General features: G+C 65.8%; 19 protein-coding genes. All 19 read right to left on the bottom strand.

All coding sequences use genetic code 11. From position 1 onward, the window contains the following. Nucleotides 1-18: 18 nt before the first annotated feature. Nucleotides 19-375: a hypothetical protein gene (locus ACP7BY_RS19625; protein WP_007406320.1), complete on the bottom strand. Its 357-nt coding sequence runs from the start codon at nt 373-375 to the stop codon at nt 19-21. Between the two features lie 348 nt (nt 376-723). After that, a complete protein-coding gene (locus ACP7BY_RS19630; protein WP_007406358.1) occupies nt 724-3,972 on the bottom strand; it encodes a conjugal transfer protein TraG N-terminal domain-containing protein in 3,249 nt (1,082 codons plus the stop codon). Between the two features lie 24 nt (nt 3,973-3,996). Beyond that, nucleotides 3,997-5,439: a conjugal transfer protein TraH gene (locus ACP7BY_RS19635; RefSeq protein ID WP_007406347.1), complete on the bottom strand. Its 1,443-nt coding sequence runs from the start codon at nt 5,437-5,439 to the stop codon at nt 3,997-3,999. After that, nucleotides 5,439-6,347 (bottom strand): conjugal transfer protein TraF, encoded by a 909-nt coding sequence (gene traF, locus ACP7BY_RS19640; protein WP_066282994.1) that lies wholly within the window; start codon nt 6,345-6,347, stop codon nt 5,439-5,441. The genes ACP7BY_RS19635 and traF overlap by 1 nt, the downstream gene beginning before the upstream one ends. Before the next feature lies 1 nt (nt 6,348). Next, a complete protein-coding gene (locus ACP7BY_RS19645) occupies nt 6,349-6,756 on the bottom strand; it encodes a hypothetical protein (RefSeq protein ID WP_007406345.1) in 408 nt (135 codons plus the stop codon). Continuing rightward, the gene (locus ACP7BY_RS19650; RefSeq protein WP_426288308.1) at nt 6,753-8,888 is read right to left on the bottom strand and encodes a conjugal transfer protein TraN; all 2,136 of its coding nucleotides are present in this window, start codon (nt 8,886-8,888) and stop codon (nt 6,753-6,755) included. The genes ACP7BY_RS19645 and ACP7BY_RS19650 overlap by 4 nt, the downstream gene beginning before the upstream one ends. Before the next feature lie 3 nt (nt 8,889-8,891). Continuing rightward, entirely contained in the window at nt 8,892-9,635 is a 744-nt protein-coding gene (gene trbC / locus ACP7BY_RS19655; protein WP_066674860.1) for a type-F conjugative transfer system pilin assembly protein TrbC, read from the bottom strand. Between the two features lie 9 nt (nt 9,636-9,644). Further along, nucleotides 9,645-10,658 (bottom strand): conjugal transfer pilus assembly protein TraU, encoded by a 1,014-nt coding sequence (gene traU / locus ACP7BY_RS19660; RefSeq protein WP_066282719.1) that lies wholly within the window; start codon nt 10,656-10,658, stop codon nt 9,645-9,647. Then, entirely contained in the window at nt 10,655-11,101 is a 447-nt protein-coding gene (locus tag ACP7BY_RS19665) for a hypothetical protein (protein ID WP_007406338.1), read from the bottom strand. The genes traU and ACP7BY_RS19665 overlap by 4 nt, the downstream gene beginning before the upstream one ends. Continuing rightward, nucleotides 11,098-11,385, bottom strand: a complete 288-nt coding sequence (locus ACP7BY_RS19670) for a hypothetical protein (protein WP_007406328.1) — start codon at nt 11,383-11,385, stop codon at nt 11,098-11,100. Before ACP7BY_RS19670 ends, ACP7BY_RS19665 begins: the two co-directional genes overlap by 4 nt. Continuing rightward, nucleotides 11,382-12,041 (bottom strand): type-F conjugative transfer system protein TraW, encoded by a 660-nt coding sequence (gene traW / locus ACP7BY_RS19675; protein WP_024310619.1) that lies wholly within the window; start codon nt 12,039-12,041, stop codon nt 11,382-11,384. Before traW ends, ACP7BY_RS19670 begins: the two co-directional genes overlap by 4 nt. Next, the gene (locus ACP7BY_RS19680) at nt 12,038-12,631 is read right to left on the bottom strand and encodes a S26 family signal peptidase (protein ID WP_024310620.1); all 594 of its coding nucleotides are present in this window, start codon (nt 12,629-12,631) and stop codon (nt 12,038-12,040) included. The genes traW and ACP7BY_RS19680 overlap by 4 nt, the downstream gene beginning before the upstream one ends. Further along, nucleotides 12,615-13,295, bottom strand: a complete 681-nt coding sequence (locus tag ACP7BY_RS19685) for a TrbI F-type domain-containing protein (protein ID WP_024310621.1) — start codon at nt 13,293-13,295, stop codon at nt 12,615-12,617. Before ACP7BY_RS19685 ends, ACP7BY_RS19680 begins: the two co-directional genes overlap by 17 nt. Continuing rightward, nucleotides 13,288-13,662: a hypothetical protein gene (locus tag ACP7BY_RS19690; protein WP_024310622.1), complete on the bottom strand. Its 375-nt coding sequence runs from the start codon at nt 13,660-13,662 to the stop codon at nt 13,288-13,290. The genes ACP7BY_RS19685 and ACP7BY_RS19690 overlap by 8 nt, the downstream gene beginning before the upstream one ends. Continuing rightward, nucleotides 13,659-16,223, bottom strand: coding sequence for a type IV secretion system protein TraC (traC, locus tag ACP7BY_RS19695; RefSeq protein ID WP_007406319.1), 2,565 nt, complete (start codon nt 16,221-16,223; stop codon nt 13,659-13,661). The genes ACP7BY_RS19690 and traC overlap by 4 nt, the downstream gene beginning before the upstream one ends. Nucleotides 16,224-16,228: 5 nt before the next feature. Beyond that, a complete protein-coding gene (locus tag ACP7BY_RS19700) occupies nt 16,229-17,014 on the bottom strand; it encodes a conjugation transfer protein (RefSeq protein WP_010409254.1) in 786 nt (261 codons plus the stop codon). Beyond that, nucleotides 17,011-17,823 (bottom strand): DsbC family protein, encoded by an 813-nt coding sequence (locus ACP7BY_RS19705; protein WP_066282721.1) that lies wholly within the window; start codon nt 17,821-17,823, stop codon nt 17,011-17,013. The genes ACP7BY_RS19700 and ACP7BY_RS19705 overlap by 4 nt, the downstream gene beginning before the upstream one ends. A gap of 20 nt (nt 17,824-17,843) precedes the next feature. Continuing rightward, nucleotides 17,844-19,166 (bottom strand): TraB/VirB10 family protein, encoded by a 1,323-nt coding sequence (locus ACP7BY_RS19710; protein WP_007406327.1) that lies wholly within the window; start codon nt 19,164-19,166, stop codon nt 17,844-17,846. Next, entirely contained in the window at nt 19,163-19,885 is a 723-nt protein-coding gene (locus ACP7BY_RS19715) for a type-F conjugative transfer system secretin TraK (protein ID WP_426288311.1), read from the bottom strand. Before ACP7BY_RS19715 ends, ACP7BY_RS19710 begins: the two co-directional genes overlap by 4 nt. Nucleotides 19,886-20,061: the final 176 nt, after the last annotated feature.

Below are 20,061 nucleotides of genomic sequence, written 5' to 3' on the forward strand. Positions count from 1 at the left end.
TCCTTCATCGTGCCCAGGCTAGAAGAACTCCCGGCCACCGCGATACTCGCGCCAGGCATTATCCCATTTCGTGCCAACGTCGCCACTCACCGGCCGCGCGCCGACGTCGAATCCGGCCATCACGTCGTCGATATGCGGTGCCGGCACCGGAATGTTGAACGGCGCGATCCTACGCGCCTTCAAGTGCCAGACATAGGCGAGCTCGTGATCGGTGACCGGCGCGGCCTTCCCCCACGCCACGTCCTGGAACTGGCGCTGCGCCGCGCTCCTCGGCCGACGCTCGCGCAAACGCAGCGCATCGTAGAACAGCAGATGCTCGCGCAGCAGCGCCTCGTAGCGTTCGATCGTGCGCGGGTTTTCGCCGTCCTGCTCCACCGTGCCCACTCCGTCAGTACGGGTGAAAATCCTCGCCAAACTCAATCCGATATGCTAGACTTTGCAAGCCTAATTCTGACCATCACGGTCAGCCACGGATTGAGGAAGGAGCGGCCATGTTGAACCACGAAACTGGCCAGATGGACTGGGGCAGCACTGCCAACCATTCGCTATACTTCAACCCTGATAATTTACTCGATCCAATGACGCACCGTGGGCGGGAGCTAATCACCGAGGGTTCTACCAGCACTGACAGCGACGATATATCTTTCCCCAATGCTGACGGTCCTGCGTGGCCTTTGTTCTTGATCGCGGCGCTTATTATCTGCGGATTTTTTCTCTCACCTTTCAGTTCCTAAGCTGAAATCTACGCGGGTCGACCGGAGCGCCATCTTTCCACAGTTCGTAGTGAAGATGCGACCCGGTCGATTTTCCGGTGCTGCCAACACGCCCGATCACCGCCCCAGCCTGGACGGTACTTCCAACCTGAAAAGCCGACCGATCCTGCATGTGGAAGTATTTGCTCTGTGAGCCGTCGCCATGCTGCAGGACTACATAATTGCCGGCGCCGTTGGCCTGGAAGTCGTTTCGTATGACCTGACCCGAGGCTGGCGCACGGATTTCTGTCCCTGCTGGTGCTGCAATATCCACGCCACGGTGATGCCGTCCCGGCTCGCCGGTGACCGGGTCAATCCGACCACCCATTCCTGAACTCAGCCGCCCAGAGATCGGCAACATTGCCCGCTCACCGCGGGGGACTTCGTATACATGGCTGGTGCCAGCGCCTATACCGAGGTTGTCACGGACCCAGTTGCGCGCGCCCTCGACACCGGGAAGTGTCGTCGTGATCCACGCGTCGTTGCGCTCCCGGACATGGTCACCGAGCTGACCCGCCGTCCCTCTCGCGTCGTCGACGCCGTTGCCGACCTCGAACGCGCCGCGCGTGATGCGCGCTGATGCGTTCGGAATCGCGTCAGCGACATTGCCGGCCAGATCGAGATCGCGCGAACTCTCGCGGATCGATACATCCGGCCCTTGCGCCCTGACGCCGGCGGCGCGCTCATTACCCCATTGTTGTACTGCACCCGGTGTCGCCGATGCAGGGCCATGCAGCTGCCCGGACAGGCGCTCAGGCACGCTTACACCCAATTCGTCGCGGACCGATGCAACGCGGCGCTCCATGAACTCACCAAGCAGGATATCGCGCACCTGTTCCTGTTGCGGGGTGCGGGGCATCACCATCCCCGGCGTCCACCCGAACTGCGACAGCGTATCGTCGCCTAGCAACCGCTCCTGAGCGTACACTACAAACTCCTGGCTCTCGTTCCGGTTGAGCGACCAACCCCGCGCCGAGGCCTCCCTGACATCATTGCTGACGCGCTGGAACGTCTCTTCGGCTCGAGTTGCTTCCAACGACGCCGACCGCGATTCCCCGACGCTTACGCCCAGCTTCTGCGACAGCGACCGAACCTCGCTATCTCCGCTCGTGCTGGTTTCGCGCATGAATTCATCGCGAGCTGAACGAGCCTGCGTCGTATTCGTTTCTTTGGTAAGATACTCTTGCAATTCGCCCAACGCTTGGTCGCTAGAAACTGTTCTGCCAGTATTTTCAGCTGACATGGACGAAAGCTTCAGTCCCAGACCAGCCTTGCCAGACAGTCCCCACTTTTTGATCAGATAATCGATTCCTGCATGACCGTCGCCTGTGGTTTGCGATATCCGCGCCACTTGCTGGCTATCGGCCTCACTAAAACCAAAGCGGCTCGTAAGGCCGTGCGAAAGACTCCTCGATAGATCAGTCATTCGAGCGACACTGTTATTGAACCCAGACCCCGTCTCGGTCGAACTTCCCCGACGATGCTCAGCGGCCGACAGCAGATCCGTCGCCGTCGTCGCCGTCGCGTTCCACGACTGCGAGGCGGCGCTACGAAGCGACTGAGTGTGCGTCTGCCCGTCCGAGAGCGCGCGGCTCATGCTGCTGTCGAACCCTGCGGTGCGCGTCGGCGTGAACGCGAGGTTCGAGATGCCCTGGCGCGTGTCGAACGCATTGGTCCCGTCCGCGAAACCGTAGGTCACGCCACCGTCGGCGTTGGTGAACGTGCCGACCGAATAGCCCGAATTGAACTTGGGCTGATCGTCGAACTTGTTCGCCTGGGTCATGCCCGACGTGAGGTTCTGGAACGAGGTGTTGCCATACGAATAGTTGCCGGTGGTGCGCTCGGTCGCCGCCTGCTCGGCCGCGCTGTGCGCCGGTTGCAGCATCGAGGTCGCATGCCCCGCGATCGCCATCGCCCCGCGCGCCATGCCGCCCGCGATGAACGGCACGCTCATCATCAGGAAGCCGGCGAGCGTCGAGATCGATTCATTGACGCTCGCCATTCCGTCGGAGACCAGCAGCGTCGGCCCGGTCGGCGATGCTGCATGATAGAGGCTCGCCGCCCTGCTCATCACGAACATGTGCAGGATCACGTAGAGCGGCCCCCACGACGCGAGGTAGAAGAACCCGGTCGCATAGCCCTTGAGCGTCTGCAGGCCCGTCCTGGGGAACAGGAACAGCGGAAACAGCACCGGGAACATCGCGTAGAACACGACCGTCAGGACGATGCCGAGGAGCGGCACCCAGGTCATCGCCTGCGTCGCGATCGAGGTGTAGGTGTTCTTGGCCTGTGCGTCCGCGCGCTGCGACGCATAGGCATCCCAACCGGCATCCGAGAAACTCTCGCGCGCGGCCAGGAACGCGTCGATCATCGAGATCTGCTTCAGGTAGGAATAGGCGTCGGTCGGCGACCCGTGCATCTGCGCCGCCACGATCGGCAGGTCATCGCGGATGCGCTGGGCCGCGACCGTATCGGCGATCCCGGGATATGCACTCTTCGCGAACGGCAGCAGATCCTTGTCGTAGGCAGCCTGCCACTGACCATCCATCCGCGAATAGGCTTCGTTGCACGGGATGATCGAGTTTTCGGTGGTGCCCGGACCGGTCGAGGTAATCCACCGCTGGCTGCGCGCCGGCGACCCAGGTCCGATCGATTGCCACAGATTGTTCGTCTTGGTGAGATCGTCCATCGCCTTGAAGCCGAGCAGCACATCATAGAAAGTGCACTGCTTCAGGTGCTCGTCGAGGTTCGCGCGGAACACGCTGTCGGTAATCTGGAACGTGCGCGCCTTGTCCATCAACCGCGCGCCGTAGATCATGCCGTTGTTGGTCAGCGCGAGCGCGTTCGGCATCACGAACACGGTCTCGGCCGAGCGCGTCATCCAGTCGCCGACCTGGCTGGTGAAGGAGGCCATCACTCCCAGACCCAGCGGCACATTGTCCACCACCGCCGGCGCGAGCGCGGGGTTGATCCGGTCGGTCACCTTCACCGTGACGGTCGGGACCATCAGCATCATGTAGATGAGCGTCGACTGCAGGAACCAGTTGAACCACGCCCGCCAGTCGAGCGAGAAGGCGACGACGAACAGCGAGTAGATGAAGCCCATCACCATCACAACCTGGAGCATCGAGCGATAGCCCCCGCCCCCGGTCCATGCCGCGACCGCGTTGAAGACGTTGACGATATATTCGCCCCCGCCGATCGTGAAGACTTCGAGCATCGCCGTCGCTCCCTTGCCGCCGCGTTACCGCAAGCCCTGAGCGCTGAGCCCGCGTCCGAACCGGAGCGATGCCGACAGCTGCGGGCTCATGGTGTTCTTGAGGGTGGATTCCATGAACTGGGTGTATTGGATCACCCGGTAGGTATTGGAGATCTGCCCGGCCATCTTCTCGCTGCGCCGCGACAGCTCGGTCTTCACGCTGTCGACCTGGGCGCGCCACGCCTTGAATTCGTCGGTCGAGACGAACTTCGCGCCCGCCTGCGCCTGCGAGATCGTGTCCAGCATCCGGTCGAGCATCGACATCAGCATGTCGATCGCGACCATCTCGGCGAGCGTCGCGCGATCGCCGCCCGACAGGCCCATGTGCGCCGCCTCGTTGACGACAAGGATCTTGTAGAGCGGGATCGAGGTCATGCCCAACAGCGCGATCTCATCGCCCGACAGCGCGGCATTTGACCGGATCTTGCCCGACATGCTGTCCATCGCCTTGAGGACGCGCGTACGCAGCGCCTCGTTGGTCGAGATGCTCAGCTTGGTAGGCGTGGGCTTCAGACACCCCTTGTCGTCAGTGGTGTCGCACTGCCACACGTCAGTCGGCGCCGAGGCGGTGCCGTCGAGCAGCGCCTGATAGGTGTCCCAGCTGGCCGGCGCGATGAACTGGAACGCGCCCATGCTGTCCTTGGCCTTGGTCGCATCGTAGATGATCGTACCGACCATCGTCATGAGGAACTCGGCATATTCGCGGGACGGCTTGGTCGCGCTCTTGGCGTTCAGCGCATACCAGGTGTAGTTCTTCGACTGGACCAGCTCGGCATCGTCACCGGCCTTGGCGATCGTCGACTCCCGCTCGCCCTTGTTGGTGCAGCCGTGACGCGCCGCGGCCGCGTCGGAGAAGAAGCCCTTCGCCCCGCCGACCTGCTGACAGATCGTCGAGGACGCCCCGTCCATCGCCGGCCACAGCGAGCCGATCGCCTGCTGCGCCGCCTCGCAAGAGGACATGTTGAACGCGTTCAGCTGCTGCACGCGCTGGCTCATGTCCTTCATCACCCCGCCGATCTGCGCGGAGATGCTGTCGATCGCGAGCTGGAACGCGAAGCCGATCGCGTTGTTGGCGGTCGCCTTCAGCATCGCCACGATCTCATCGGCGTTGATGAACGAGAACGACCCCGCGAACAGGTCGATGCCGCCACAGCCGCCACGCGCGCTGGGAAGCGCGACGCTGACCGGGTTGATCGACTTCTGCGGAAAGCGGCTCCACAGCGAACCACCCGAATAATAGCCCGCCGACTGACCCTGGAAAGCGGTCGGGCCGGTCACGTTCGCGGCCGCGCCCGACTTGTTGAAATAGCTGTTCATCTCGCCCTGGACGTCGGCCATCGCCGGCGTAGCGACGAGACCTCCAATCGCGAGGATCATGCTGGCCTGCGCGAGAACCGCGGCGCAGAAGCGGACGATCGAGCGGACCATCAGAAGTCACTCCCGGGCTTGACGCTGGTCAGTGTGAAGATGCGGTTCATCACTTCGTCGGCCGCCATCACGCCGTAGCCGATCGGCATGGGCTGCTTGGTGACAGTGTCGAACAGCACAAGCGCGGGCACCTGCTGGCCGCGCATGCCCATCGCCTTGTACTGGCCGGTGTCGACCGTATAGTTCGGGAAGGCGCGGGTCGGCCCGCCATCGAGCGAGATTGCCATGACGGTCAGGCCGAAGCGATCCGACACACTGCGCATGATCGGCCCGAAGGTTTCGCACGCAGCACAGGCCGACGAGTAGAAATAGAACACGCCGTACCGCTGCGAGATCCGCGACAGCACGCGCTCTCGATCCGCATTACGGCTATCGAGCCAGGTCCGCTTGCCCAGCTGGTTGACCGGGCGCTGGAGCGTGTAGTCGAGGTCCGGGTTCTGCCAGATCGTACGCTGCCACATGTCCGCGAAAGAGGAGGCACGATCAAGCTGCTCGCGCTGGAAAGCGATATAATGGCTGATGTTCTCGGGCGTCGGCTCGAGGATCGCCCGCGCCTTCAGCTCCTCCAGCTGCTTCGAGATCGCCGCAAGCTGCTCGGCCGAGGACCGCGCGGGCTGCGCCGATCGCTGCTCGGCGGGCCTGGCCTTCGGCTTGTCGCAATAGAACCAGGTGCCGAGCCGCCGCTCGCGGCAGTAGAAGTCGTCCCCGGTCTGCGCCGCGACGCGGTCGGCCGATCCCAGATCGTCCGCGCTGCCATAGCTGTCCTGGCCGCCATCGCGGCCGTCGTCACCGGCATCGCGGGTGGAGGACACCGAATCCGGCAGCGGCGTCAGGTCCTGCGCCGTCGCCGGCGTCAGCACGGGCGACGCGACCGAGAGGATGAGAGCGAGGGTCAGGGCCTTGCGCATGTCAGTCGTCCTTCTGTTTCTGCTTTTCGCGATCTTCCTGTTCGCGGCGGGTGAGGTAGGATTTGAGCGTCCCGAGGAGCGACGGCTCCTGAAGCGACACGAGCTGCGCCATGTCGTCTGCGAGGATGCGGAACAGGTTGCCGTACACCCCGATGATGAGGTTGCGGGCGTGCCGGCGCGGGTAGAGCGTCTCGCCCCGGCGCAGGATGAGGTTGGCGCGGATCAGCCGCGCGATCGTCGGTTCGAGATCGGCCACGCACAGCTTCGTATCGAACCAGCTGTCGAGCGTCGGGATAAGGAACCCGGCCGGGTGCGGTCCGGCGCGCAGGAGCGCGATCAGGACCGCAAATTCCGCGACCGACAGGTCGGGAAAGGGACGATGGTCCGACAGTTGCGTCACGCCGGTCATTTGCTCTTCTTCGCGTCGTAATAGGCCTTGATCCGCTCCTGGATCTGGCGCGAGGTTTCGATCTCGTCGGGCAGCTTCGCGGCGTCGACGAACTCGGCATAGACCTCGGTGAAATCCATCACCGACAGGTCGAGCCGCGAGAATTCGTCGAGCGTGAACCCCTTGCAGGTTTCCTTCTTGGCGCTGCCCCACGGCTTGTTGATCTGCGGGCGTCCCTGTTCCTGCAGGATGCGCGACAGCTTGCTTTCGAAGCAGCAATAGGCCGTCGATTTCGATGTGCAGATGCCCAGCACCTTGTCCGAGCAATAGTCGCCCAGCTTGTGGCACATCCCCATGCGGTCCTGCACGTCGAGAAGCTTCTCGTCGTTCGAGCACATAAACATGGTGAGGAATGGCGTCGCGAGCGCGGCGATCGCCACCGGCCCGCCCGCGATCGCGGCCGCGCCGGCAGCCGTGGTGATGAGGCCCGACGCCTTGCCAGCGCAGCAGTTGACCAGCCCGAACACCGGCTTGTGGCAGGTCTGCCGCTTGCCCGAAAACAGCGTCAGCGTATCAGGGTCGAATTCGGCATTGGCCTGGCCCAGCGCGTGCAGCCCGACCACGGCGTCCTTGAACTCGGTCGATGCCTCGCGCTCGACCGGCTCACACTCACCGTCGATGCAGTAGACGTCGTCACCACAGATATATTGCTTTGGATCGTTCGTCGGAGGCGACGGAACCGGACATTTGTAGACCTTCGTGGTTACCTGGCACGCACCAACCTGCGGATCGTCGAGGCACTCGTCACGCAGGAACGTGCATTTTCCGCCGTTCTCCAGATCGCTGCAATCGGACGCCTGGGTGATGCGCTGGCAGGTGAACGGGCGCGACCACGCCCAGCACGATGCCGTGACCGACACACCGTCAATGATCCGCGTCTCAGGCCCCTCGGAGCAGACCTCCGGTCCCGTCGCGGTGCAGGCGGTGTCGGCCACCAGCGCCGGACAGCTTCCCTCGTTGCGCTTTAGCGTGATCTCGCGCGTACCTTCCTTCCTGAGATACACTGTGCCGGTCGCGTAATTCTGGTGCGCCGGGATCTCCGCCTGGGGGATTTCGGCCGAGCACGAATAAAGCTGCGCGGTGGTGCGCATTGAGGACAGGCTCTTGCACCAGCGACGATAGTCTTCGACGTTGCCGCCGCCCGCCCCCAATTCGATCTGCGCATCGCAGATATGCGGCGTCCCCGCCTCGACCCGGCAAATGCCGGCACTGACCTTGGCCTGCATCACGCTGTTGCGGGCGAACCCGTTGCCCTCGTTCTGGTCGCGCACGCCGTAGTAGAAGTACCGCAATGTATCGACGATTACCGGGTCCATCCTGCCCGTGCAGGTCGCCGGGGTTTCCTCGAGCTTCGCGCCTTTGTTGCAGGTCGCCTCGTAATAATCGGTGGTGCCATTGGGTGGCAGCGGCTTGCAGCTGCTTTCCGTGCCGCCCACCGACTGACCGGCGAGATAGCTGTTCGGGTCCTTCTCGACGTCCTGCGCGCGCGTGAGATCGCCGGCAGGCACAGTCACGACTTTGCGGCCCGGATCGGTGACGAGCTGCCACGCCTCGTTCGCGCCTGCAGCCGACCCGCCCGCGGCGATCAGCGCATCGGGATCGTCGGCATAGGCTTCGCCGGGCTGCGGGCCGCTGCTGAAGCCCGGGATGGTGGAGGGCAAATCGGTCGAGGAGATGATGCCGCCCGAAGCCTGACGCGCCGGCGTCGCGAGGGCCTTCGCCTCGGCGCGTGCACCCGCCATATCCCCCTTGGGGTAAGTGTAGGTTGAACTGCTCGACTGCGCGCTCGGCTCGGCCGCTGCCGCATTGCTCGATGCCGCGGGCTGCGCCGTGCGGGCCGAGCTGGCGGTTGTCCGCGCGACAGCCGCGCTCGGCTCGGGGACGCTGGTCACCGTCGTCTTGGCGACCGGCGCGGATGTGGGTGTGGGGGTCGGGGTGGGCTTGGGGGTCGTGTCGCTGAAGTAGGTGTAATCGCCCAGGCCGTAGAAGTCGCCGACGCCCTGCTGGGCCTGCTGGGTGGACTGGACCTGGGCGAGCGCCTGCGCTGCCAGAACCGGCGCCAGAAGACCGATCAGGATGCGGCCCCCCCGCATGGTTCAGGGATTCCGGCCGAGGTTGGCGAGCGCGGTCCGCGCGACCAGCGCGCCGGGACCGTTCTCGCCCGCGAACGTCTCCAGCGCGTAGCGCACCGTGACATTGCCCTCGATGCGATCGAACGGAGGCGGCGTCGTCTTGCATGTGAGGCCGTCGCACGGCGTGAAATCGCTCGACGAGACCACCATCGTCGGGACCGCGGTCACGTCGAACGCGCGGAACAGGCGCGGGTCGATCCCGATCGAGGCGAACTGCTGGTCCTTCTCGACCACCCTGGAGAGCGCGGCGATGAACGCCTTCCCCGAATTACCGGGGAAGCCCCGGAACACCACGACACCGCCAGCGGCCGAGGTATCGGCGATGATCCGCTTCAGCGCCTGTTCGGGCATCGAGGTGGACACGAACACCATGAACTGCGGCGCAGTGCCCTGGTTCTCCTTGAGGTTGGCGGACGCGGCGTGGATCATCTCGTCGAAGTCGACCGCACCCGCCGGCCCCCTGGGCAGGCTCGCCTTGTCGATCGTGCGCATCTGCTCCAGCGCGACCGCCTGCACGGTCTGCGCATCCTTGCGGAACGCGTCGCCGCGCCGCTCCACCTCGTTCACTAGCGCGGTCGCGTCCTGTTCGGACTTGGCCGATCGCGCGCGGATCGCGTCGAGATCGAGCCCCTCGACGGTCTGGGCGAGAACGGCGCAGCCGGTGCCGATCGAGGCGATGGCCAGCGCGGAAAGGAGGAGCTTCTTCATGTCAGGTCCTCACAGCATGCAGCAGTTGCGCTTGCGCCAGAGCAGGTAGCCGAAGTCCTCGCCCTTGACGGGGAAGGCCCGGCCCGCGTCGGGCGGGAGCGTCGTCGCGCCGATCGGCGAGCAGGCATATTTGCCGCTCACCGTGGGCGTCGGGTTGGTCATCTGGATGCGGTATTGCGACTTCTTCAGGATCGGCATGACGTACTTGTTGCAGAGCGCCTTCGATCCAGCGGTGCCCCAGGCCAGCCCCTGCCGGTGCATCTTGAACAGGAGCCGCTCGGCCGCGAGGCGCGAGGACTGGACCGGCGAATTATGCGCCGCGATATTGCCGTTCATCGGGAACATCGAGCCGTTGCAGCCCGAGCACCAGAACATCGGGTCGATCGGCAGCTTCGCGCTCGCCGCGACGCAGTCGGCCGCGCAGGCGGCGACCGCGATCGGATTGTTGAACAGCGCGACCTCGGGATTGATGAGCGTGGTCAGCACGTCGTCGTTCCAGAGCGGATCGATCTCGGTCATATAGGCGACGTCGAACGAGGCTTGCTCGAAACACAGGAAGTCGGTCAGGATCTCCATCCAGTAGAGCAGCGGGTAGACGTAATAATGCGCCTGCCAGTTGGCGCTGTTCTGGGTCGTACCGCCCGCGATCTTCGGCCCGGTATACTGGCCCTGCCCGATATCGAGCCCCGGATTGAGGCGAAGTCCGCCGAGATTCGGGAAGCACCACGGCTTGGTGGTCACATCGACGAGCCGCGCCGGTTCCCAGAAGCCGATCGAGATGCCGATGCGCGGGATCGGCGAACCGCACGCACAGACCGGCAGGCTTGGGTTCTTGGTATCGGGTCGGCTCCCCGGCCAGATGTGCGCGCCGCCCACCGACAGCGGGAACAGGCACGACCAGCAGACGTCGGTGATCGGGTTGACGAACTTGCCGGTGCAGTTGGCCGGGAGCGCGCTCGCCGGCGCCGGCAGCAGCGCGAACGCGGCGATCATGCCGAGCAGGGTGAGCAGGCGGCGGATCATGCGCCGGGCTCCTCGGAGAAAGCGATGACCAGGGGCACCATCCGGGCGCGGTCGCGTCCATCGAAGCTTATCGACTGATCGGCCAGCGCGCGCACCAGCGCACGGCGTTTGCCAACCGATATCGTCCGCCCGCTTTCGGCAAGGACGACATCGATTTCGTTTCCGATCGACGCGGCGGTCACCGGATCGGCACGGCCCCCGAGAAGCCTTCGTACGAGGGACTCGATCTCGCAATGCACGCGGGACAGGAACAGCAGCGCAGGGACGCTCGAGAGCAACGCCACGGTCGCGATCGATACGACCATCGACAAGGCGACGACGGGAAAGAACATCCAGGCCGGGAACAGCGCGAATATGGCGAGAACATATGTCCACCCGAAGCCGACTGCCGCGACACACAGAAGCGCGTAGCGCGCGATCAGGCTGATGCGCTCAGTCGTCATGCCCTGCCCTCCCCGTCCGGCTGCGCCGCGAGGCTTGCGTCAAGGAAAGCGTTATCGGCCCGGTTCTTGGCGATCACATACACCGGCACCAGCACGACCAGCGCCAGCACCAGTCCGGCAAGCGCGCCCCCTGCCCCGGCGCCGAGCACCGCGCGCAGCGGCTGCAACGCGCAGATGGCGATCGCCAGCCCGATCGCCGACCACAGGATCGCGAGCCGCATCGCCTTGAGGGCCGGCGTCTCGGGCGCGGCCATCGGCGTCCTGAGAATATCGAGCCACATCATGCGCCCGCTCCCGACATCTCGATCTCGCTGATCTTGAGCACCTGGCCCGCCGGTTCGACCACGGCGGGGACGCGCGCGATCCCGAAATGGCTGGTGAGCTTGCCCTGCTGGTCGAAGAAGAAGCGGCGCTTCTTCTCGCCCATGCGGTTGAACGGCGAGCCGGCGACGAAGATGATCTTGGCATTCTGCGCGGTCCACCGCTTCAGCGCCCAGTCGACCTGCGCATCGTCGCGGCCGTCGATAAACACGAGGTCGGTCTTCATCGCGACGAACGACAGCGGATTGACCCGCTGCCCGGCGCGCGCGACGAGCCGGCCCTTCTGGTCCTGGATGTCCTGATCGAGCACGATCGTCGGGTCGAACGTCCAGCTGCGGCTCTCGCGCACCGCGCCGATGCCGGCGACGGGGATCGGGTTGCGGACACGTTCCTCGGTTTTTTCACGCAGCGCCGTCTGCATGCGCTCGATGCCGCCATTGGCCTGCAGCGTCTTCAGCCGGGTATCGATCGTCGCCAGCAGATCCGGCTCGGCGATCGCCCAGGTCTGGCCCATCACGCCGTGATCCTTTGCGAGCGCGCCCTGCACGATCGGCCAGGACGACGAGGCGACCAGCGCCACGCCCAGGGTTCCGCCGAAAAGGCCCGCGCGCCGGATCACAGGATCGGCGTCCCGGTGCCGATGATCTGCTTCGCGCAGGCAAAGCCGATCTCGCCGTAGCGGCTGTCGAACCCGTCGGGGTGTGCGGTGCCGACATAATAGCAGCCCTCGGGAACGCGCCCGACCGGTCCCGGCGTCAGCACCTCGCCGAAGCGCGAGCGCGGCTTCATGTGCGCGACGCGGACGCCGTCGACATAGACCCATTTCCCGCGATGCTCGACCAGCGCCCCGGCCTCGCCGATCACGCGCTTGCCGAACGGTCCCGAATCCGGTCCGAAGTGGCGGCGCACCAGCTCGCCCTCGGGCGGCGCGAAGAACACATAGTCGCCCTTGGCGGGCACGCGGCCGCGCTGGATGAAGAACGCCCAGTTGGGGAGGCTCTCGCTCGCGTTTATCATGAAGGCGTGCGTCTCGCGCCACGCGGCGATCGAGTTGTAGCCGCCCCACACGATCCCGAGCAGCGCGACCGCGCTCCACTGGCGGACCCGCTTGACGATCAGCGCCTTGCGGGCCGCGCGGTCCCCGGCGACGTCAACCGCCGTGGGAGCCGCATGACCGACCCGCGCCAGCGCCTCAGTTGCCGCTGCCATCGACCCCTCCCGGCGCGGACTGGGTGACCGTCGCCTCGACCGGCGAGACCGGCGCAGGCCCGAACGGCGAAGCGGTCGGGACCGCCGCCCCTGGCGCGGCCGGCGCGACGTTCCCGGAGGCTTGGGGAAGCATCGCACCGACCGCGGGACCGGCCGGGGTGTTCGGCGCGGCCGCGGGGAGCGGCACGCGCGCGAAGACCGCGCGGCGGATCTGGTCGGTGATATCGGGGACGTTCTTCGAGAGGACCGCCTCGCCGACGAGGACGGTGGTGCCGCTCGCGCCGACCTTCTTCATCTCGTCGTCGAGCGCGGACATGAAGGCCTGGGTCTGCGCGGCCACCTGTTGGGGCTGGCCGTTACTGTGGCTCTGCGCCTGGACATATTCCGAGACGATGCCTTCGAGCCGGACGCTCGCCATCGGCACGGTCGCGGGCGGGGCAAGGAGATGCTTGGTCACCCACGCCCCCCAGAGCAGTACCGCGACCGCCAGCGCGACCGCGACATAGGCGATGACGGGCAGGCCCTGCGGCTTGCGGCGATCCACCTTGTCCGCGACCGGACGGCGCGGTGCCGCACCGGCAGCGTCATCACGGGGTGCCGGGGCCGGAGCGGACGGTTGCACCGCCGCGGACGCGACCTCGGGACGATCGAGAACATCAACCATGACGGGGGCCTTTCGTGGAAGTGATGATCGCGCCGAGCAGGCGCACGCGGGTCACGGCGACGATGCCGAACGCGACCAGCCACACGACGAACAGCTGGTCGCCGAACGCCGCGCGGCGTGCCTGGTCGGCCGCGACGAAGCGCGTGCCGAGGTTGGCGACCTGCGAGAAGAAGCCGAGCGCGGTGAAGTCGCCTAGCATCAGGAAGAACAGGATCGCGACGCCGAAGGTCGCGAGCAGCGTCATCGCCATCCAGCCCGACACCCGCAACAGGATGTAGCAGGCGTCGCCGATCGCGCGCGTGCCCGTGCGTTTCCAGTCGGTCGCGGTCGGCGTACGCCAGTCGCGCTCGTGCGTGAAGGCGTTCATTCCGCCGCCTCCACCCAGGGCTCGCCCGGAGGATTGTCGCGATATTCCTCGGGGAAGGCGACGCGTTCGATCGCCTCGTCCATCGAACAGCCGAGGTCGATCAGATGCTCGATATCGGCGAAGGTCTGCGGGCTGGAGGAATAGAGCGTCGCCGAATATTTATCGAGGACGAGCCGCCCGACCGCCATCGATTCCGGCCCCTTGATGAGGATGTCGGAATATTCCGCGCCGTTGCGCTTCAGCGAACGCAGCAGGCTTTCGGTGTAGGGGTCCATGTCGAAGCGGCCGTGCTTCTGGAAGTCCGAGATCGTGTCGGGCTTCTGCATCAGGATGACCGACCAGTCGGAGTTCTCCAGCGCCGCGAGGCTCCCTTCCGACTTGTAATAGTCGTTGAGGCTCTGCGTCGCGGTGATGAGCGAGGCGCCATATTTGCGGCAGGTTCGGCTGTAGGTCTCGACGAAATCGGCCATCGACCCACCGCGCAGCATCTGCCACGCCTCGTCGATCAGCAGCGCCTTGGGGATCTGGCGGTCCATCCGGCGCATCGTCTGCGACGACATGAACATGATCGCGGTCAGCACGACCGAGCGCAGTTCCTCGCGGCTCGACAGGTCCGAGAGTTCGAACACCGTTAGCGCGTTCGACATGTCCACCGACGCCTCACCGGTGAAGAAGCTGCCGTAGGTGCCCTTTCCCGAGAACGGGAACATCGCGATCGCGAGATCCGTCCCCTGCACAGAGCCGTCGGAGCCGAGCGCCTCGATCACGTCGTCGACGCACCCTCCCCTGCCCTTGGCCTCCCACACCTGGTTGACCGCACGATCGATCAGACCGCGCTCGGTGTCGTTGAGCTTGTCGATGTGACGGCCCATCTGCCCGATGATCGACTTGAGCATCGCCAGCGCGTCGACGAGATAATCCTCGTCCTGCGCCACCAGCGTCTCGTCGATCATCGAGAACGGATTGAGGCTGAACCCGTCGCGCAGGCGAAACTCGACGAAGTTGCCGCCCAGGCTCTTGGCCATATGCTCGAACGAGCGGCCGTCATCGATCACGATGATCTTGGCGCCCACGCCGGCGAACGCCGCGCACAGCTCTTGCAGCGCGACCGACTTGCCCGAGCCGGACTTGCCGAACACCGCGACATTGTGGTTGCCGGCCTTGTTCTCGAACGGCGACCAGAAGAAGGGCTGGCCGCGCCGCCCGATGAACATCAGGTGCGGCAGATGCCCGCCGAGATACTCGCCCTGGATCGGCAGCATATTCGCCGCGGTCGAGGTCAGCATCGTGCGCAGCCGCTTCATGCGCTTCAGGTCGCTGTCGAGCCCGTTGCCGAGCGTCATCGGCAGACACGACATGAACGCCATGATCTGGAGGAACCGCTCGTCGAGCAGGTCCCACCCGGCCGCCTTGTACATCGACTTGACGGTGCGCTCGTTAGCGTCCCCCTGCCCCTTCGGGCTGATGATGCCTACCGCATAATAGGCCTGCACCAGCTTCTTGCCGAGACGCAGCTCCTGGGTGACATGCTCCCATTCGCGGCTCTGGTCCTTCAGCTGCGGGAGCAGCCGCGCCGACTTCGAGTCCGCCAGGCTCGACGTACGCATGAACTTGTAACCGGCCTTAGACGAGGCGGCCTGTTCGTCCTGGTAGCACAGGCATAGCGACGTGAGAGTCGGGCACCCCGGGCGCAGCTTGTCGGAGAACATGTCGCCGATCAGCTTCTGCACGTCCCACGGCGCCCAGCGGTTCGGCAGGTTCCTGACCGAGAAGAAGCGATAGTCGAACGTGTCGGGCCGGATCTCCTGATACTGCGTCTCGCCCGACAGGTTCGTCACCGCGCGCAGCGGCTCGACCGATACCAGCAGGCGGTCGGCCTGGACGACGGTCTGGACGTCGCGCCGCACGCATTGGTCGGCGATCGGATCGAGTTCTGAATATTCCGAGACGTGGTCGGAGACGTCGAACGCCGGCGCGGTGATGTCGTCGATCAGCGCGATCAGATCGACCGGCTTCAGCCGGGTTGCCGGCATGTCGATCGACTGCAGCGTCGAGACGATGCTGTCGCGGACGCCGGTCAGCTCCTCCGGTGTCGCCTTCCCGCTACGGATCGAGACCGACAGGAAGATGCGATGGTTGCGGACGTGGAACGGTCCGTCCTTCGACATCGATACCCATGCGCCGTGACGCAGGAACGCCGACCGCCGCTCGGCGATCTTGCGATGGATGCCGCCCGCCTTGTAGCGCGGCAGCGCATATTGCGCGATCAGCGCGCCCACACGCGGGCTCTGGAATGCGAGCAGCTGGACCCGCGCGCTGGGCGGGACGCTCTCGGACAGCATCTGCGCGATGATCTCCCCGGTGCGCTCGTCCGCACCCATGAGCGGCGCGAGTTCCAGCGCGAACGCGATGCTGTCGGTCTGGTAGAACAGGTCGTGCCGCGCGTCGTAGCTGCGATACGGCAGCCACTGCGACAGCATCGGCGCGCCATGCGAGGGTGTTCCCTGGTCGGGTGCGCGCGTATCGCCGAGCAGGCGGGCTATGAAGCCGGTCTTCGCCATGACGATCAGTCCTCCACGCGCGGCGAGAAGGTCGCTGGGCGGTTACCCGGCGTGCTCGACGCGAGTTCGGGCGAAGCCGGCTTCTGCGTCGCGGCGATCGGCACACCCTTGCCAGCAGCCGCGTCGCGCGCCCTGGCCCGCGCGGCCGCGACCGCTGCCGCACTTGGTGCGCCGACCGCGCTCGCCGCACCTGCGGCCGCTGCCGGGGCGGCGACCTGCGCGACCTCGGCGGGCACCGGGGGAAGCGCGGCGATCGGCGCGCCGAGCTGCGAGAGGATCTCGGGGCTGACGTTGAGCGTCTGCGTCGCGGCAAGCGCCGAACCGTGGCCGTCGGTCGCCGCCAGCCACTGGCCGTTGTCGACCACCGCCTGCACGACCGCGGTCTCGTGGAAGCGCCCAGCCGCGTCGACATGCGAGGGGAACACGATCCGCAACACCTTCTGCGGCCCGACCCCCGCCGCCTGCGCCGGCACCGGCGTCGAGGCATAGGCGATCCGCTGCGTTCCCCCGCTGTTGCGCGCGGGTGCCTGGTACGGGCCTGCCGGATGATAGCCGCTGTCGCCGGTGATCTCGGCCAGCGCCTTGTCATCGATGACGGTCGCCGGCGAGCAGCTGCCGCCCTCGGGCGCGCCGCACGCGAACTTGCCCGAGATGTTGGTCCCCAGCGTGGTGCAGCTGGCGAGCAGTCCCAGGCTCGCGGTCGTCGCCAGCGCCGCAATACGCTTCGCGCGGGCGTGCGGGCGATAGTCGGAAACCGGGCAGGCCGGCAGGCGGATCACGGATCGGGTCACGACTTGGCTCCCTTCAACCATTCGACGAGCTGGGCCTTGGGCCTGAAACCCTCGATCACCGCCCCGTCGGAGCGGACGATGACGGGCGTCCCGTTGATGCCGTGCGCCTTGGCGAACGCCTCGTTCTCATCGAGACCGCTGGTGTCGCACTTCGGGCCTGCCGGGACCGGGTTCTGCGCATAGGCCGCGCGGACCGCCGCATGACGATCGCGGGCGCACAGCACCTGGTTGGCGATCTCGCGGCTTCCCAGCACCGAGATCGGGCGCTCGATGACGCGCACGTTCATCGTCTCGAGCGCCTGACTGAGCGCGCGGCAGTAGCCGCAGTGGAAATCGGAGAAGACGGTGACCGTCTGCGTGCCCGAACCCCACACGATCGCACCCTTGCTCGACAGCCGCGTCACATCGAGCGTGCGGGCGACGGCGGGCTGGGTCGTGACTCGCGCACCCGCCCGCGCCGCGCCGGCCTCGGGCGCATCGGGCGTGGCATTGGCCTTCGCCGCGCCGCCCACCAGCATATCGGGATTGAGCGCGAGCAGCTTGGCGGCGGTCAGATCCTGCCGCGTCTCCATGTCATAGACGCGGCCGATGACGAGATAGCGCGCCGACTTGTCGACGTAGAACAAGTTCGCACCCGCCACGACCTCGCACAGCCCGTCGACCTTGGAGCAGTCGATCGCATCGACCTTGGTCTTGGGAAGCCGCTTCTGCAGCGCGACCTGGACCTGCGCGCCGATCGGCGCTTCGGCCGAGCCGGTCAGCAGCATCGCCGCCCCCGCCATCGCGCCGATCATGATAGTATTTGCCATGTGACCGCCTCCTTCCGGGCTCAGTTCTGGATGAAGACGCCTTCGAGGAAGACGATCTCGACATCGATGCCGGTCGGCATCTCGATGATGGGCTGGTACTGTTCGGCGCGCTCGATCAGGTATTTGGAAACTGTTCGACCGCTCTCGTCGGCGCCGCCGCCCAAAGCGCGCAAACCGACGTTGCCGATGCTCGGGGTGCGATTGATCCCTCCTTTGCCGTCTGTCTCGAAGGTTGCGAGTGGCTGGTTGAAGGCAGTGTTCAGCGCATTGCCTGCACCACCTACAAGCCCGGCAAAGAAAGCTTGCATCGCCAAGGAGCCCTCGCGACTGACGACACGGCCGCGCACGCCGGTCTTGCCGGCGAAGCTGATGAAGCCCTTCACGTCCGACACCGCGAACCGGCCATTGGCCTGCGGACAGGTCATCCGCTGCAGCTTCACATAGACCTTCTCGGAAGAGAGATCGCCGCGCGCCGCGCCGTTGATGACGCAGCCTTCGATCCGCGTCGTGAGCAGCTTGCCGTTCTGGTAGACCGAGCGCGCCGGGCCGGTGATGCGCAGGATCACCGGCAGCGGATCGGTCTGCGACTGCACCCCCGCCGAGGCGTCGACGCCGACGATGACCTTCGCCTTCGCGATCGAGTTGGGCGGCAGGTAATTGGGGCTGTCGGTGTAGCTGGTCGTGCCACCCGAGATCCGAGTCGCGGTGCCCGAGGGGCCGCCCTCGAACGACACCAGCTTGATCGAGCGCGACTGCGACACCGCAGCCGCTGCCGCCTCGCCCGCCGTCATCGGCGCGCCGGGAGTGCGGTAATTGGGCTGGCCGGGGCCATACATCTGCGTCGGAGCCGGCGCGGCCGGCGCGGCGTTACGCTGCGCGATCTGCTGGCGAAGCTGGTCGTTCTCCTGCTGATAGGCGCTCATGACCCGCTGGCCATCGCTCGCCATCGACTGCTTCTCGCCCTGGAGCGCGGCGATCTGCGCCTGCAACTGCTCCATCTGCGCGCGCTGGCCGTCGACGCCCTTCAGCTGATTGTTGATCGACTGCATCTGCGCTTCGGATGCGGCCTGCCATTCACGCTGCGACATGTTCCGGTTGACCATGTCGTCGGTGGTGATCTTCACCTCCTTCCCGTCGGTGCCGACCGGCTTCAGCTTGGCATCGTCGCCCATGACGTACCAGGAGCCCAGCACCAGCGCGACGGCGCCACCACAGCCGAGGTAGAGCAGCTGCTTCTTGCGGACGGCATCGTTGCCGGCCATCAGCTCGCTGTCCCCGCCCTCCTCCGGCTCGGTATCGAGCTGCTTGGCACGGTTACGCTGGAAGATGTCCTTGAGGCTCATGGCCGCACTCCGTTGGCGAGGCCCGAAGGCGTGACGATATAGGCGGTGGTGGCTTCACCGGGCTTGAGGTTGGGGTTGGCGACCGAGACCGCGATCGCGTTCGACGGTGCGATCGTTCCCTCGCCCAGCGCGACCGGAACCTTGCCCCGGTTCTCGATCCTGAGCGTGCGGCCTGCGAGGCTGGCGCCGCGATACTCGGCGACCATCTGGACCTTGAGCGAGCCAATCATCACCGGGTCGGTGACCGCGGGCCTGACCTCGAACCCTTCGAGCGGCGCGGACTGGAACATCGCCTGGACCAGCGTGGCGGACGCCTCCTGCGGCGATGCCGCGACGGCCGCGACCTGCGTTTCCGCGGCGCCACCGATATCCTTATTCTCGACGAACACCTGCTGCGCGTCGTCACCGGCGAGGCGGCACGAGAATTTGTAGACATAGCCCTTCGACGTGGTGCCGAAGAACGACACGTTCGGCCGAGAATAGGCTTCCGGGACCGACACATAGATGTCGCCCCGGGTCGGTTCGTTGACCACGGTGAAATCGTCGGTATCGACCCCGGTGGTCAGCTTCGAGACGCTGGCGAAGCGATCGTCCTTGAGGCTGACGCGGGTCAGCCCCGACTTCGACATCGTGCAGGCGACCTCGCTGTTGTCCTTCGCCAGCACATGCTCGTCGGCAAAGGCTGGCGCGGCGAGCACCATTCCGCCCGCGACGATCATCCCTGCCCCGATCAGGCGCGATAGCGAACACAGGCGCGATGCGAAGGCGGTCCCGCCGGCTCTGTTGCAAAAATCGTGAAGCTTGAGCATGCTTGGCGGAGATTGGACGGACGGAACGATGACGGATTTCAAGTGGCGCCATTTCCAGGGTGATGTGATCCTGTGGGCGGTGCGCT

Origin of the sequence: Sphingomonas sp. PSPC2-2, assembly GCF_049897725.1 — a bacterium.
GTDB lineage: Bacteria > Pseudomonadota > Alphaproteobacteria > Sphingomonadales > Sphingomonadaceae > Sphingomonas.

Excerpts from the sequence above, each read along its gene's own strand:
- ACP7BY_RS19630 (WP_007406358.1), bottom strand. The coding sequence starts at position 3,972 with ATGCTCGAAGTCTTCACGATCGGCGGGGGCGAATATATCGTCAACGTC.
- ACP7BY_RS19635 (WP_007406347.1), bottom strand. The coding sequence starts at position 5,439 with ATGGTCCGCTCGATCGTCCGCTTCTGCGCCGCGGTTCTCGCGCAGGCC.
- traF (WP_066282994.1), bottom strand. The coding sequence starts at position 6,347 with ATGCGCAAGGCCCTGACCCTCGCTCTCATCCTCTCGGTCGCGTCGCCC.
- ACP7BY_RS19645 (WP_007406345.1), bottom strand. The coding sequence starts at position 6,756 with ATGACCGGCGTGACGCAACTGTCGGACCATCGTCCCTTTCCCGACCTG.
- ACP7BY_RS19650 (WP_426288308.1), bottom strand. The coding sequence starts at position 8,888 with ATGCGGGGGGGCCGCATCCTGATCGGTCTTCTGGCGCCGGTTCTGGCA.
- trbC (WP_066674860.1), bottom strand. The coding sequence starts at position 9,635 with ATGAAGAAGCTCCTCCTTTCCGCGCTGGCCATCGCCTCGATCGGCACC.
- traU (WP_066282719.1), bottom strand. The coding sequence starts at position 10,658 with ATGATCCGCCGCCTGCTCACCCTGCTCGGCATGATCGCCGCGTTCGCG.
- ACP7BY_RS19665 (WP_007406338.1), bottom strand. The coding sequence starts at position 11,101 with ATGACGACTGAGCGCATCAGCCTGATCGCGCGCTACGCGCTTCTGTGT.
- ACP7BY_RS19670 (WP_007406328.1), bottom strand. The coding sequence starts at position 11,385 with ATGATGTGGCTCGATATTCTCAGGACGCCGATGGCCGCGCCCGAGACG.
- ACP7BY_RS19680 (WP_024310620.1), bottom strand. The coding sequence starts at position 12,631 with ATGGCAGCGGCAACTGAGGCGCTGGCGCGGGTCGGTCATGCGGCTCCC.
- ACP7BY_RS19685 (WP_024310621.1), bottom strand. The coding sequence starts at position 13,295 with ATGGTTGATGTTCTCGATCGTCCCGAGGTCGCGTCCGCGGCGGTGCAA.
- ACP7BY_RS19690 (WP_024310622.1), bottom strand. The coding sequence starts at position 13,662 with ATGAACGCCTTCACGCACGAGCGCGACTGGCGTACGCCGACCGCGACC.
- traC (WP_007406319.1), bottom strand. The coding sequence starts at position 16,223 with ATGGCGAAGACCGGCTTCATAGCCCGCCTGCTCGGCGATACGCGCGCA.
- ACP7BY_RS19705 (WP_066282721.1), bottom strand. The coding sequence starts at position 17,823 with ATGGCAAATACTATCATGATCGGCGCGATGGCGGGGGCGGCGATGCTG.
- ACP7BY_RS19710 (WP_007406327.1), bottom strand. The coding sequence starts at position 19,166 with ATGAGCCTCAAGGACATCTTCCAGCGTAACCGTGCCAAGCAGCTCGAT.
- ACP7BY_RS19715 (WP_426288311.1), bottom strand. The coding sequence starts at position 19,885 with ATGATCGTCGCGGGCGGAATGGTGCTCGCCGCGCCAGCCTTTGCCGAC.